A 13,346-nucleotide genomic window follows, 5' to 3' on the forward strand; every position below is an offset into this window, starting at 1 on the left:
GTGGGGTGGGTGGAGTGAATGGAAGGTGCGTATGGCCGCTCAGGCCACGGCCGCACGTTCGATGTCGGGAATGCCCAGGCCCGGCTCGGGCGTGAGCGCGGAGGCCAGCAGCCGGCGGGTGTAGGCGTGTTCGGGCCGGGCGAAGATCTGCTCGCGCGTGCCCAGTTCCACGATGGCGCCGCGGTACATCACGGCCACGCGGTCCACCAGGTGCTCGACCACGCCCAGGTCGTGGCTGATGAACAGGTAGGTCAGGCCGAACTCGGCCTTGAGGTCGAGCAGCAGGTTCAGGATCTGCGCCTGCACCGACACGTCGAGCGCCGAGGTCGGTTCGTCGCAGATCAGGATGTCGGGCCGCAGCACCAGCGCCCGCGCGATGGCCACGCGCTGGCGCTGCCCGCCCGACAGCTGGTTGGGGTACTGCGCATGGGTGCGCTCGGGCATGCCGACCAGATCGAGCATCTCGCGCACGCGCCGGCGCTGCTCCACGGCCGTGCCCACCTGGTGCAGGCGCAGCGGCACGCCGACGATGTCGGCCACGGTGCGGCGCGGGTTGAGCGATGAGTACGGGTCCTGGAAGATGGGCTGGATGCGCCGCGCCAGCGCGCGGCGCTGACGCGGATCGATCTCCTTGCCATCGACCAGCACGCTGCCCGAGCTGGGCGGCAGCAGGCCCAGCAGCATCTTGGCGAGCGTGCTCTTGCCGCAGCCGGATTCGCCGACCAGGCCCAACGTTTCGCCCTTGCGAACGCGCAGCGAGACGTCATTCACCGCGTGGATCTCGCCGGGCGCGCGGAACAGTCCGCGCTTCAGGCGGAAGCTGCGGTGCAGCGCGCACAGCTCCAGCGCGATGTCGCTGCCGGGTGCCGGGGGTAGGGGCTTGGGGGTCATGCGGCCTCCGCCAGGGGATGGGCCTGCACGCAGCGGACCGCGTGGTGGGCATCCACCGCCACATAGGGCGGCGTATGCGCGCAGGCCGGTTGCGCGTGCGCGCAGCGGTTGGAAAAAGCGCAGCCCTGGACGGTGCCGACCAGGCTGGGCACCACGCCGGGAATGGCCTGCAGCCGGCTGCCCGGCAGCGTCTTGCCGCGCACGGGAATGCAGTTGAGCAGGCCCTGCGTGTAGGGGTGCGTGGGCCGCGCGAACAACTCGCCCACCGGCGCGGTCTCGATCACCTCGCCCGCATACATCACCGCCACGCGGTCGGCGATGCGCGCCACCACGCCCAGATCGTGGGTGATGAACACCACGGCCGTGCCGAACTCCTGCTGCAGCTCGCGCAGCAGCCGCAGGATCTGCGCCTGGATGGTCACGTCCAGCGCGGTCGTGGGCTCGTCGGCAATGATGAGGTCGGGCTCGCACATCAGCGCCATGGCGATCATCACGCGCTGGCGCAGGCCGCCCGAGAGCTGGTGCGGGTACTGGCGCAGGCGCTCGGGCGCCTGCGGCACGCCCGCCCGCTCCAGCAGGTACACGGCCCGCTCGCGCGCCTGGGCCATGCTCACCTTGCGGTGCGCGCGCAGCGCCTCGCACAGCTGGTCGCCCAGCGTGTACGACGGGTTGAGCGAGGTCATCGGCTCCTGGAAGATCATCGCCATGCGGGCGCCGCGCAGCGCCGCCATGCCGCGCTCGGGCAGGCTCTGCAGCTCGGCACCGTCGAAACGGATGTGGTCGGCCGTGCGCACCGCCTTGCGCGGCAGCAGGCCCATGAGCGCGAGCGAGGTCATCGACTTGCCGCAGCCCGATTCGCCCACCAGGCAGAGCAGTTCGCCGCGGTTCACATGGAAGTCGATGCCGCGCACCGCGTGCAGCATGCCGCGCTCGGTGGGCAGGTCCACGCGCAGGTTCTTCACGTCCAGCAAAGGGGTGGTCATGGGTCTTTGCCTTTCAGTTCCGGCCATCGGGGGCCGTGAGATCGCGGATGCCGTCGCCCACCAGGTTGATGGCCAGCACCAGCACGGCCAGCACCACGCCGGGGATCAGGATCACCCAGGGCTGGAAGAACATGTAGGCCTTGCCCTCGGCCACCATCAGGCCCCACGACGGCGTGGGCGGCTGCACGCCCAGGCCCAGGAACGACAGGGTCGATTCGAGCAGGATGGCGTGTGCCATCTCCAGCGTGGCGACCACGGTGAGAGCGCTCATCAGGTTGGGCAGCAGCTCGCGCACCAGGATGTACGGCGTGGATGCGCCCAGCGCCTTGGCCGCCGCGATGAACTCGGCATCGCGCAGCTGCTGCGTGGCAGAGCGGGTCACGATGGCGAAGCGGTCCCACAGCAAAAGGCCCAGCAGCACGATCACCACCTGCAGCGAGCCGCCCACGAGCGAGGCCATGGCCAGCGCCACCAGCACCACCGGCATGGCCAGGCGCGTGGTGATGATGTAGCTGATGACCGCATCCACCCGGCCGCCGAAGTAGCCGGCCAGCACGCCCAGCGTGGTACCGATGGCCCCGGCGATGAGCGCCGTGACCACACCGATCAGCAGCGACACGCGGGCGCCGTAGATGAGGCGGCTCAGGTAGTCGCGGCCGAGCTTGTCGGTGCCCAGCACGTGCTCCCAGCTGCCCTTGGCATGCCAGACGGGCGGAATGAGGCGCTGGGTCACATCCTGCGCATAGGGGTCGTGCGGGCTGATCCAGGGGGCGAGCAGCGCGGCCACCAGGGCCAGCACGAGCACGATGGCGCCGAGCACCAGGCCGCGCTGGCCCAGCACGCGGCGCAGCCAGCGGCGCCAGGCCGGTGGCGACGGCAGGGCCAGGGTGGCCGCCGCGCCGGGGGAGGAAAGGGTGGTGGAAGCGTTCATGGCAGTCTCCGGTGCGGTGGCGTCAGCGGGTGCGCATGCGCGGGTCGAGCGCGGCGTTGAGCACGTCGGCCAGGAAGGTGAGCGCGATGTAGAACACCGCGATGATCAGCACCACGGCCTGCACCACGGGGTAGTCGTTGCGCGCGATGGAGTCCCACGCGAGCTGCCCCAGCCCCTGCATGGAATACACCGACTCGATCACCACCGAGCCGCCGAGCATGAAGCCCAGCTCCACCGCGGCCAGCGCCACCACCGGAATGATGGCGTTGCGCAGCGCGTGCTTGAACACCACGCGCGAGCGGCTCAGGCCCTTGGCGCGCGCGGTGCGGATGTAGTCCGCGCCCAGCACGTCCAGCATGCCGGCCCGCGTGAGCCGCATCATGGCCGGCATGGCGTAGTAGCCGAGCGCCACCGCCGGCAGCACGAAATGCTGCCAGCTCGTGTTGCCCGCCACGGGCAGCCACTTCAGGCCCACAGCGAACAGCAGCACCAGCGTGAGCGCGAACCAGAAGGTCGGCATGGCCTGGCCCACCACCGCCACCATCAAGGCCAGGCGGTCGATCCACGTGTCGCGGTAGAGCGCGGCCAGCACGCCCAATGGAATGGCCACGGCCACGGCCAGCAGCAGCGCCACGCCACCGAGCTTGAGCGTGATGGGCAGGCGCTCGCCGACCAGCTCCATGACGGTGTTCTGGAAATAGAACGACCGCCCGAAATCCAGCCGCGCCGCCGCACCCAGCCAGTCGAAGAACTGCTCCACGATGGGGCGGTCCAGCCCGTACTGCACGCGGATCTTCTCCACGTCGGCAGCGCTCGATTCCGGGCCCGCGATCGCGGTGGCCAGGTCGCCCGACAGGTGCAGCAGCATGAAGCTGACGACCGCCACGGTCAGCATGACGCTCAGCGCCACCAGCAGGCGGCGAAAGATGTAGATCAGCATGGCAGGGGCCCGCGAGGGTGTGGGAGGGACACGAACGCCGGGGCCGTCACTTCCAGCTGGCCTGGAAGAAGCGCGGCAGCTCGTCGGGCTGGGCCTCGAACTTCAGGTCCGAGGTGAACGCGTAGTTGGTCGAGTACGAAAACAGCGGCGCCCACATGGCCTGGGTGGAGATGCGCTGCAGCGCCTGGGCGTACTTGGCCTTGCGCTCGGCCTTGTCCACCGTGGCGTCGGCCGTCTGCATCAGCGCGATGACCTGCGGGTCCTTGGCGGTGTCGTCGGGGCCGCCCTTGAAGAAGTTGCCCACGAAGGCCGAAGCGTCGTTGATCGAGAACGATCCCCAGGCCTGGAACGTGAGCGGCGCACGGCCGGCGCGCAGCTCGGTGCGCAGCGCCGGGTACTGCACGAAGTGCAGCCGCGCGCGGATGCCGACCTTGCGCAGGTCGCCGATCATCGCCTCGGCGTACTCGCGCTCGCGGTAGGCCCACAGCGCGGTGTCGAAACCGTTCGGGTAGCCTGCCTCGGCCAGCAGCGCCTTGGCCTTGGCCGGGTTGTATTCGTACTGCTGCACCTTGCTGGTGTCGCAGCCGAACTGCGTGCGAAAGCACGGCGCATACACCGGCTGGCTGCCGCCGCGCACCAGGCTGTCGGCCAGCCCCTTGCGGTTGATGGCGTAGTTGAGCGCCTGGCGCACGCGGGGGTCCTTGAAGGGCGCGGCCTCGGGGGTCGTGCCGTTGTTGTTGATGGAGATGAAGCCCACACGCATGGTCTCGCCGCTCAGCACCGAGAGGTTGGGCGCCGCCTTCAGCGAATCGGCCTGGTCGGCCGGCACGCGCCAGATCCAGTCCACCGCGCCGGTCATCAACTGGGCCATGCGGGCTTCAGGGTCGCGGATCACGGTGAACTTCACGGTGCCGATCTTGGGCTGGCCCGCAGGGCTGTCCTTGAAGTAGGCGGTGTTCTTCACCATCGTCACGCCCTGCCCCGGCACCACGCTGGTGATCTTGTAGGGGCCGCTGCCCACCGGCGCCTTGCTGAACCCTTCCAGCCCCACCTTGGTGAAATAGGCTGCGGGGTAGATGGGCGTGGGGCCGGCCAGGTATTCCAGCGCCGCGGGGAACGGCGTCTTGAGGTGGATGCGCACCTCGTAGTCGCTCACCTTGTCCACGCCCTTGATCCAGTCGGTGTTCTGGCGCGTGGCGATCTTGGCGTCGGGGCCGGTCACCACGTTGAAGGTGTAGGCCACATCGTCGGCGGTGAACTTGTCGCCGTTGTGGAAGGTGACGCCCTGGCGCAGCGTGACCAGCAGCGCGGTGGGCGACTCCCACTTCCAGGCGGTGGCGAGCTGCGGCTTGAGCTCGCCCGTCTTCGTGTCGCGGTAGAGCAGCGTGTCCCACGCCATGGCCGCGAGCACGACGCCCTCGCGCATGTTGTTGTGGTACGGGCTCACGTTCTCGACCTCGTTGTCCGACGCATAGGTCAGCGTGTCGTTGGCCTTGCCGGCGTGCGCGCCGGCCCCGAAAACCATCATGCCCAGTGCCAGACAGCCCCGGCGCACCCAGTGGGTGAATAAATGCCCCATTGCGAACTCCTTCATCGTGATGAAACAGGAAACACAGTGAACGGGAGCAAGAATGGGACCTCGGAGACGTTTCCGCCATTACCGAATATCGCGGCGAGCGATCTCAAAAAGGCAATGCTCCCGCCGCATTGCGCCTATGCTTGTGGGATTGCCGCAGTGCACCACGCCCCCCGCCCACCGCCATGAAACGCTCGCAGATCGTCGCCCGCCAATTGCAGGACACGGCCCTGCGCTACTTCCTGGAGGTGGTGCGCTGCGGCTCGATCAGCGAGGCCTCGCAGCGGCTGAACGTGGCGGCCTCGGCCATCAGCCGACACATCGCGCATCTGGAAGACATCCTGGGAGCGACGCTGTTCGACCGCCACGCGCGCGGCATGGTGCCGAGCGCGGCGGGCGAGCTGCTGGCGGTGCATGCGCAGAAGTCCGCGCACGACGCGGAGCGCGTGGTGCACGAAATGCAGGCGCTGCAGGGCATGGAGCGCGGGCGGGTGCGCCTTGCCTCGTCGGAGGGCTTCGCGCTGGAATTCCTGCCCCGGCTCATCAGCGATTTCCGGCGGCGGCACCCGGGCATCCAGTTCCACCTGGGGGTGTTTCCGCCGGCCGAAAGCACGCGGCGCGTGCTGCTGGGCGATGCGGACATCGGCATCACCATGAGCCGCAGCGCCGAAAAGGACATCCGCATCGAGCTGTTGCAGCCCTCGCCCGTGCTGGCCGTGGTGCAGCGCGGCCATCCGCTGACGCGCTTTCAGCAGGTCAGCCTGTCGCAGCTGCAGAACTACCCCGTGGCGCTGCCCGAAATGGACACCACCGTGCGGCAGCTGTTCGACATCGCGTGCAGCCGCCAGAAGGTGCAGATCGACCCCGTGCTCACCAGCAACTACATCGCCAGCCTGTTCGGGTTCGTCAAGCACGAGCCCGAGGGCGTGTCCATCTCGGGCGAGATCACCATGCGCTACCAGATCGAGCGCGAGGAGATGGCCTGCGTGCGCCTGCGCGACCGGGGGCTGGACCTGCGCAACATCGAGGTGCAGACGCTGATGGGCCGCACGCTGTCACGCGCGGCGCAATCGTTTCTCGCGCACCTCAAGGAGCAACTGCAGAGCGTGGCCGCGCCGCCCGGCGGCTGACCGCACCCAGCGCCCAGGCCCTGCGCGGCCTCAGCCCAGGCGCTTGGTCAGCAACGCCTTGGCGGCGCGCGAGTTGGACGGCCGGCCCAGGAAATCGCTGATGTACGCGCCCGCATCGATGAGCGCGTCCAGATCGATGCCCGTGTCGATGCCCATGCCGTGCAGCATGTAGACCACGTCTTCGGTCGCCACGTTGCCCGTGGCGCCCTTGGCATAGGGGCACCCGCCCAGGCCCGCCACCGACGTGTCGTACTGCCACACGCCCATCTCCAGCGAAGCCAGCGTGTTGGCCAGCGCCTGCCCGTAGGTGTCGTGGAAGTGGCCCGACACCGCGTCGACGCCGTAGTGCTGCAAGGTGGCCTCCATGGCGCGCTGCACCTTGCGCGGCGTGCCCACGCCGATGGTGTCGGCCACGCCGACGTGCTGCACGCCGATCTGCTTCATCAGGCCCGCCAGGTACGCCACGCGCTCGGGCGCCACCTCGCCCTCGTAGGGGCAGCCCACGGTGCAGCTCATGGCGCCCCGCACGGCAATGCCCGCCGCGCGCGCCGCCTCGACCACGGGCGCGAAGCGCTCGATGCTCTCGGCGATGCTGCAGTTGATATTCTTCTGGCTGAAGGCCTCGCTGGCCGAACCGAAGACGACGATCTCGTCGGGCCGCGTGGGCACGGCGGCCTCGTAGCCCTTGAGGTTGGGCGTGAGCACCGAATAGCGCACGCCGGGCTGGCGCTCGATGCCCGCCATCACCTCCACGTTGTCCGCCATCTGGGGCACCCACTTGGGCGAGACGAAGCTGGTGACCTCGATCTCCGTCAGCCCGGCCGCCTGCAGGCGGTGCACGAGACCGATCTTGACCTCGGCGGGCACGGGCGATTTTTCGTTCTGAAGGCCGTCGCGCGGGCCGACATCGACGAGTTTGACGCGGGAAGGAATGCTGCTGCTCATGGGGAAATCCTGCGGTAAAGAATGCGGGGCGGTGCCCGAGGCCTAGTAGCCGCGCCGGGGGTCCACGATGCCGGCCACCGGCTCGCCGCGCTGCATGGCGGCGATCTTGCGCGCGATCTGGGCGATGCTTTCTTCGCGCAGCGTGCGGGCGGAGGTGTGGGGCGTGGTCGTGATGCGGGGGTGCGTGCGCAGCGGGTGGTCGGCGGGCAACGGCTCGGTGCGGAACACGTCGAGCGTGGCCCCGGCCAGGTGGCCGGCGTCGATGAGGGCGATCAGGTCGTCTTCGACCAGGTGCGCGCCGCGCGCCACATTGACGACATAGCCGCCGGGCTGCAGGCGCGAGAGCGTGTCGCGGTTCATGATGTCCTGCGTGTCGGGCGTGAGCGGCAGCAGGTTCACCAGCACGCGGCTGGCAGCCAGGAAGCCGTCGAAACCCTCCGCGCCATGAAAGGCCCGCACGCCTTCCACGGCCTTGGGCGAGCGGCTCCAGCCGTTCACCGGGAACTCGAAGTGCGCCAGCGCCTTCGCCACCCGCTCGCCCAGCACTCCCAGGCCCATGACGCCGACGGAGAAGTCGCTGCGCAGGCGCGGCCGGCGGTAGGCCCAGCCCCCGGCGCGCATGTCGGCCTCATAGGCCTCGAACTCGCGGAAGTGGCGCACCACCGCGTGGCACACGTACTCGGCCATCTGCACGGCCATGCCGGCATCGTCCAGCCGCACCACCTTCGCGCCGGGCGGCAGGCGCAGGGCCAGCAGCGCATCCACGCCCGCGCCGATGTTGAAGAGCGCCTGGATGCCGGCCTGCTCGTCCATGAACTGCTGGGGCGGCGCCCAGACCACGGCGAAATCGGCCGGGGGGGCGCCCGGTTGCCAGACGGTGATGTGCGCCCCGGGCAGCGCGGCCTGCAGGCCCTGCAGCCAGGGCTCGGCCTTGGTGTGCGTACAGCAGAAGGTGATGTTCATGGCGCAAGAGCGTATCGCGGCTGCGGATTGCGCGCTGTCACGCGGGCGAGAGCTTGAGCAGCTCGGCGCCTTCGGTCACCTGGTCGCCGGGCGCATAGAGCAGCTCCTGCACCGTGCCGTCCACGGGCGCGGCGATGGTGTGCTCCATCTTCATGGCCTCCATCACGGCCAGGGCCTGGCCCTTGGTCACGGCATCGCCCGCTTTCACGGCGAACGACACCACCTTGCCGGGCATGGGCGCGGTCAGGCGTCCGCCTTCGGACTGCGCCTCGCCCGCATGGGCCAGCAGGTCGATGGCGACGATCTGCGTGGCGCCGCGCGGCGTGAAGACGTGGTCGGTCTCGCCCTGGGAATGCACCACGGCGCGCGTGCGCTGGCCGGCGAAGTGCAGGTCCAGGCCCTCGCCATCGGCGGTGAAGGCCAGCGGCCCGGCCACGGCCGCATCGCCCTCGCCCACCGCCAGTTCCATCGCGCCGCCCGCGGCGTAGGTGAGCCAGGCGTTGGCAGGCTGGCCGCCGAACTCGAACGCGAACCGGCGGCGCGTCACGCCGTGCGATTGCCAGCCGTCGCGGCGGCTGAACGGGTCGGCCCCCTCGGTGGCGCGCTCGCGCTGCAGCGTCCGCGCCACCGCTGCCGCCGCGGCCAGCGGCAGGCCCACCGGCTCCTGGTGGAACAGCACGGCCTGCTCGCGCGGGATCAGCGCCGTGTCCAGATCAGCCTGCACGAACGAGTCGGTGCGGGCCACGCGGCGCAGGAACTGCACGTTGGTGGACAGGCCCACGATGCGGGTCTGCGCCAGCGCCTCGTCGAGCCGGGCCAGGGCTTGCTCACGCGTGTCGCCGTGCACGATGAGCTTGGCGATCATCGAGTCGTAGAAGGGGCTGATGGCATCGCCCTCGCGCACGCCGTCATCGATGCGCACACCGCCGCTGCCCAGGGGCGCGCGCTCGAAGCTGGTGGCCGCGGGCTTGCGGTACACCTGCAGCGTGCCGGTGGCGGGCAGGAACTGGTTGTCGGGGTTCTCGGCGCAGATGCGCGCCTCGATGGCATGGCCGCCGATGCGCAACTGGTCCTGCGCCAGCGGCAACGGCTCGCCGCAGGCCACGCGCAATTGCCACTCCACCAGGTCCTGGCCGGTGATGGCCTCGGTCACCGGGTGCTCCACCTGCAGGCGGGTGTTCATCTCCATGAAGAAGAAGTCCATGGACCCATCGGCCCGCTGCTCCACGATGAATTCCACCGTGCCCGCGCCCACGTAGTTCACCGCGCGCGCAGCGGCCACCGCGGCGTTGCCCATCTCGGCGCGCATGGCCGGGGTCATGCCGGGGGCCGGGGCCTCTTCCAGCACCTTCTGGTGGCGCCGCTGCACCGAACAATCGCGCTCGAACAGGTACACGCAGTTGCCCAGGGTGTCGCCGAACACCTGGATTTCGATGTGGCGCGGGCGCTGCACGTATTTCTCGATGAGTACCGCGTCGTCGCCGAAGCTGTTGATGGCCTCGCGCTGGCACGACGCCAGGGCGGCGGCGAAGTCTTCCGACCGGTCCACCGCGCGCATGCCCTTGCCGCCGCCCCCCGCGCTGGCCTTGATGAGCACGGGGTAGCCGATGCGGTCGGCCTCGCGCTGCAGCAGCGCGGGGTCCTGGTCGGCGCCGTGGTAGCCCGGCACCAGGGGCACGCCGGCCTTTTCCATGAGCTGCTTGGACTCGGCCTTCAGGCCCATGGCCTGGATGGCGGACGGGGGCGGGCCGATGAACACCAGCCCGGCATCCGCACAGGCCTGGGCGAATTCCTCGTTCTCCGACAGGAAGCCGTAGCCGGGGTGCACCGCCTGCGCGCCCGTGGCCCGGGCCGCGTCGATGATGCGCTGCCACTGCAGGTAGCTTTCCTTGGGCGAGCTGCCGCCGATGTGCACCGCCTCGTCGCATGCGGCGACGTGCTTGGCACCGGCGTCGGCATCGGAGTACACGGCCACGGTCTTCACGCCGAGCCGGCGGGCGGTCGCGGCCACACGGCAGGCGATTTCACCGCGGTTGGCAATCAGGATTTTGGAGAACATTCAAACCACCTTCGCAGGACCGGAAAAAAGGGACGACACGCGCCGCAGCACGGCACGCAGGAATTTGAAAAGCACGATCAGCAGCAGCGCCGACAGCACCAGCATCACCACCAACGCGATGCCGAACAGCACCGGGTGCTGCGTGGCCATCCACACGACGGCCACCACCAGGCCGTCCTCGAAGAACGACAGCAGCCAGTTGGAGAACGGCTCGGGCGAGGTGTTGGCCGCGGCGCGCGTGGTCATCTTGGTGGCCAGGGCCGTGGCCGAGAGCGAGCCGCCCAGCAGCCCCGCGACGAGGCCCATGGTGGCGTTGTCGGCGCCGAACACGCCCGCGGCCAGCAGCGCGCCGCCGGGAATGCGGATGACGGTGTGCACCGCATCCCAGGCGCTGTCCAGCCAGGGCACCTTGTCGGCGAAGAACTCCACGCACAGCAGCAGCCCGCTCACGGTGAGGACGGCCGGGTGCTGCAACGCGTGCAGCCCGGCAGGCAGTGGCAGCCAACCGCCCGCGCCCATGAGCCCCACGATGAAGACCACCGCATAGAGCCGGAACCCGCTGGCCCAGCCGAGCGCAGCGGCCAGCGCCAGCAGGCCCGGCAGGTCCATCGCCGAAGTGGCCTGGGCCGCGCCGGCCGCCACGTCGCGGGCGGTGCCGGGGTCCACGTGCAGCCCTGCGGCGTGGAGCCACTGAACGATGTGCAGCCAGAGCGCTTCCATCTCAGCGCACCCGCAGATGATGGACCACCCGCAGCGCGGGGACCTGGCACGGCGTCACCTGCCCGATGGCCGCAGAGCAGGCCGCGCCAGCAGACGCCGTGGAACTGGCTTTGCCAGGCCACTGGCGGCGTCCCCCGGGGGGGAAGGCGCCGAAGGCGACACAGGGGGGATATCTCATGATTCCAGCCACGAGGGCTTGCGCTTTTGCAGGAAGGCCTGCACGCCCTCGCGGCCCTCGTCGCTGGCGCGGATGTCGGCAATGCCCTGCACCGTGGCGGCGATGAGCGCGGCATCGATGTCGCGGCCCGCCACGTCCTGCACCAGCCGCTTGCAGGCGCGCACCGCTGCCGGGCTGGCGCTGGTGAGCGCCTTGAGCCAGGCATCCACCGTGTCGTCGAGCTGCTCGAACTCCACCACCGCGTGCACGAAGCCCAGGTGCAGCGCCTCGGCCGCGCCGAAGCGCTCGGCGGTCAGGAAATAGCGGTGGGCGGCGCGCGCGCCCATGGCACGGATCACATAGGGGCTGATGGTCGCCGGGATGAGCCCCAGCTTCACCTCCGACAGGCAAAAGCCCGCCGTGTCGACGGCCACCGCCATGTCGCAGGCCGCCACCAGGCCCATGCCGCCGGCATACACGTCGCCCTGCACGCGGGCGATGGTGGGCTTGGGGCATTCGTAGATCGTGCGCAGCATCTCGGCCAGCGCGCCGGCGTCGGCCACGTTTTCCTCGCGCGTGTAGTCGGCCATGCGGCGCATCCAGTTCAGGTCGGCGCCGGCACAAAAGGCCGTGCCCTGCGCGGCCAGGACCACGGCACGCACGCCGTCGCGGCTGCCTGCCTGCGCGAAGGCGTCGGTGAGCGCGGCAATGGTTTCGTCATTGAAGGCGTTGCGCAGATCGGGCTGCGCCAGCGTGATGCGCGCCACGGCGCCGTCATAGGCCGTCTGGACGGAATTCATGGGTTGGGTCCTCGGTGCTCTGGAGAAAAAGCCGGGCGCGGATGCGGCCGGATGCGTGCGGCGGACCAATGCCGGGGCCTCATGGCGCTTCCCACACGACGTGGTCGTCCACGGCATACAGGTGGCAGGTCGCCGCCTTGGCGTTTTCGTTGCAGCGGGCCACCGCCGCGGCCATGGCATCGGCCCGGCCGTAGTAGTAGGCCCAGGCGCCGCTGGGGGCGATGGCGTAGGCCCGGGGCCACGGCGCCGCGAGAAACTTGCGGTAGCCCTCGCGCGCCGCATCGCGCACGTAGGGGATGGCCGACGCATCGGCGACGGGGTAGGCGTCGGTGGCCCGGGGCACGGCGCTGTCGTGCGGCATCATCGGAATGTGCGTCACCGGCCGGGACGGCAGGCCCAGGCCGGCCAGGAAGCGCTCCACCTCCGGCAGCCAGATCGGCACGCCGCTTTGCGAGGCGAACAGCCGGTGCGAATCGGTTCCGAACCGGCCATACGCCACCAGCTGCGCCCGCCCACCGGCGGCCACGTAGCGCGCGTACATGTCGCGGTACAGCGAGGTGGGCCAGTACGAATCGTTGTCGCCGTAGAACCACAGCGACGGCAGGCGCGTGCCCTGGCCGTAGGCACCGAAGGCGCTGGCCAGGTTGTTTTCCCAGCCGGGGCATTGCTCCTGCCGCAGCCCGCCGGCGAAATTGATGAGGCCGCGCACGCCGGGCGGGTTCAGCGTGCCCAGCGCCAGGGTGGTCAGGCCGCCGTGCGACTGGCCGACGACCACGATGCGCTGGCTGTCCGCATCGGGCAGGCGGCGCACGTAGGCCAGCGCGGCCTGCACGTCCTCGGCCTGGTTGCGGCCATTGCCTTCCACGTTGCAGCCGCTGCCCAGGTAGGCGCCCGTGGACCGCGAGAAGCCCTGGCGCATCGGGATCACCACGAGGTAGCCGCGCTCCACGAACACGCGGGCGGCCGCCAGGTAGCGCGCACGCTCCTGCAGGCGCGGATTGCCGTTGGCCTTGCCGTGGTTGATCACGACGACGGGAAACGGCCCCGTGCCCGCCGGGCGGTACACGGTGGTTTCCAGCTCGGTGGCCAGCAGCCCTTCGCCCTTGGGCACCATCACGATCTGCTCGCGCAGCGTGGCATCCAGCGTGGGCGGTGTGGACGGCGCCAGCTGCGCCAGGGCGGGCAAGGCGCCCAGCAGCAGCGCGCAGCGCAGCAGCCAGGCCAGGGCGTGTCGGCGAAGGGTCATGGCGG

Annotated in this window: 12 protein-coding genes; 1 reads left to right on the forward strand and 11 read right to left on the reverse strand. The window is 70.0% G+C overall.

From position 1 onward, the window contains the following. Positions 1 to 39 precede the first annotated feature (39 nt). Genes R1Z03_RS17750 through R1Z03_RS17770 form a run of 5 tightly spaced genes read right to left on the reverse strand, consistent with a single transcriptional unit; the run spans position 40 to position 5,273 of the window. On the reverse strand, positions 40 to 891 hold the full coding sequence (locus tag R1Z03_RS17750) for an ATP-binding cassette domain-containing protein (protein ID WP_284404706.1): 852 nt from the start codon (positions 889 to 891) through the stop codon (positions 40 to 42). After that, entirely contained in the window at positions 888 to 1,874 is a 987-nt protein-coding gene (locus R1Z03_RS17755; RefSeq protein WP_317353449.1) for an ABC transporter ATP-binding protein, read from the reverse strand. Before R1Z03_RS17755 ends, R1Z03_RS17750 begins: the two co-directional genes overlap by 4 nt. 13 nt (positions 1,875 to 1,887) lie before the next feature. After that, positions 1,888 to 2,805: an ABC transporter permease gene (locus R1Z03_RS17760; protein WP_272565313.1), complete on the reverse strand. Its 918-nt coding sequence runs from the start codon at positions 2,803 to 2,805 to the stop codon at positions 1,888 to 1,890. Between the two features lie 22 nt (positions 2,806 to 2,827). Further along, complete coding sequence (locus R1Z03_RS17765) at positions 2,828 to 3,745, reverse strand: ABC transporter permease (RefSeq protein ID WP_272550879.1); 918 nt, start codon at positions 3,743 to 3,745, stop codon at positions 2,828 to 2,830. Positions 3,746 to 3,791: 46 nt separating this feature from the next. Further along, the gene (locus R1Z03_RS17770; RefSeq protein ID WP_272569814.1) at positions 3,792 to 5,273 is read right to left on the reverse strand and encodes an ABC transporter substrate-binding protein; all 1,482 of its coding nucleotides are present in this window, start codon (positions 5,271 to 5,273) and stop codon (positions 3,792 to 3,794) included. Positions 5,274 to 5,521: 248 nt separating this feature from the next. Between R1Z03_RS17770 and R1Z03_RS17775 the strand changes: the two genes are divergently transcribed. Then, positions 5,522 to 6,451 (forward strand): LysR family transcriptional regulator, encoded by a 930-nt coding sequence (locus R1Z03_RS17775; protein ID WP_317360416.1) that lies wholly within the window; start codon positions 5,522 to 5,524, stop codon positions 6,449 to 6,451. A 30-nt stretch (positions 6,452 to 6,481) separates the two neighbouring features. On the opposite strand, the gene R1Z03_RS17780 is transcribed toward R1Z03_RS17775, so the two are convergent. From R1Z03_RS17780 to R1Z03_RS17805, 6 genes are all read right to left on the reverse strand, one after another. After that, the gene (locus R1Z03_RS17780; RefSeq protein ID WP_284404702.1) at positions 6,482 to 7,396 is read right to left on the reverse strand and encodes a hydroxymethylglutaryl-CoA lyase; all 915 of its coding nucleotides are present in this window, start codon (positions 7,394 to 7,396) and stop codon (positions 6,482 to 6,484) included. A gap of 42 nt (positions 7,397 to 7,438) precedes the next feature. Then, positions 7,439 to 8,359, reverse strand: coding sequence for a glyoxylate/hydroxypyruvate reductase A (locus tag R1Z03_RS17785; protein WP_317353455.1), 921 nt, complete (start codon positions 8,357 to 8,359; stop codon positions 7,439 to 7,441). A gap of 37 nt (positions 8,360 to 8,396) precedes the next feature. Beyond that, positions 8,397 to 10,418 (reverse strand): acetyl/propionyl/methylcrotonyl-CoA carboxylase subunit alpha, encoded by a 2,022-nt coding sequence (locus R1Z03_RS17790; protein ID WP_317353458.1) that lies wholly within the window; start codon positions 10,416 to 10,418, stop codon positions 8,397 to 8,399. After that, on the reverse strand, positions 10,419 to 11,138 hold the full coding sequence (locus R1Z03_RS17795; RefSeq protein WP_284429629.1) for a DUF4126 domain-containing protein: 720 nt from the start codon (positions 11,136 to 11,138) through the stop codon (positions 10,419 to 10,421). 174 nt (positions 11,139 to 11,312) lie between these two features. Further along, on the reverse strand, positions 11,313 to 12,095 hold the full coding sequence (locus R1Z03_RS17800; RefSeq protein ID WP_284429628.1) for an enoyl-CoA hydratase/isomerase family protein: 783 nt from the start codon (positions 12,093 to 12,095) through the stop codon (positions 11,313 to 11,315). Between the two features lie 79 nt (positions 12,096 to 12,174). Beyond that, entirely contained in the window at positions 12,175 to 13,341 is a 1,167-nt protein-coding gene (locus R1Z03_RS17805) for a CocE/NonD family hydrolase (protein ID WP_317353463.1), read from the reverse strand. Positions 13,342 to 13,346 lie beyond the last annotated feature (5 nt).

The organism is Acidovorax sp. BLS4 (assembly GCF_032929295.1).
Taxonomy (GTDB): Bacteria; Pseudomonadota; Gammaproteobacteria; order Burkholderiales; family Burkholderiaceae_C; genus Paracidovorax.

Excerpts from the sequence above, each read along its gene's own strand:
- R1Z03_RS17750 (WP_284404706.1), bottom strand. The coding sequence starts at position 891 with ATGACCCCCAAGCCCCTACCCCCGGCACCCGGCAGCGACATCGCGCTG.
- R1Z03_RS17755 (WP_317353449.1), bottom strand. The coding sequence starts at position 1,874 with ATGACCACCCCTTTGCTGGACGTGAAGAACCTGCGCGTGGACCTGCCC.
- R1Z03_RS17760 (WP_272565313.1), bottom strand. The coding sequence starts at position 2,805 with ATGAACGCTTCCACCACCCTTTCCTCCCCCGGCGCGGCGGCCACCCTG.
- R1Z03_RS17765 (WP_272550879.1), bottom strand. The coding sequence starts at position 3,745 with ATGCTGATCTACATCTTTCGCCGCCTGCTGGTGGCGCTGAGCGTCATG.
- R1Z03_RS17770 (WP_272569814.1), bottom strand. The coding sequence starts at position 5,273 with ATGATGGTTTTCGGGGCCGGCGCGCACGCCGGCAAGGCCAACGACACG.
- R1Z03_RS17780 (WP_284404702.1), bottom strand. The coding sequence starts at position 7,396 with ATGAGCAGCAGCATTCCTTCCCGCGTCAAACTCGTCGATGTCGGCCCG.
- R1Z03_RS17785 (WP_317353455.1), bottom strand. The coding sequence starts at position 8,359 with ATGAACATCACCTTCTGCTGTACGCACACCAAGGCCGAGCCCTGGCTG.
- R1Z03_RS17790 (WP_317353458.1), bottom strand. The coding sequence starts at position 10,418 with ATGTTCTCCAAAATCCTGATTGCCAACCGCGGTGAAATCGCCTGCCGT.
- R1Z03_RS17795 (WP_284429629.1), bottom strand. The coding sequence starts at position 11,138 with ATGGAAGCGCTCTGGCTGCACATCGTTCAGTGGCTCCACGCCGCAGGG.
- R1Z03_RS17800 (WP_284429628.1), bottom strand. The coding sequence starts at position 12,095 with ATGAATTCCGTCCAGACGGCCTATGACGGCGCCGTGGCGCGCATCACG.
- R1Z03_RS17805 (WP_317353463.1), bottom strand. The coding sequence starts at position 13,341 with ATGACCCTTCGCCGACACGCCCTGGCCTGGCTGCTGCGCTGCGCGCTG.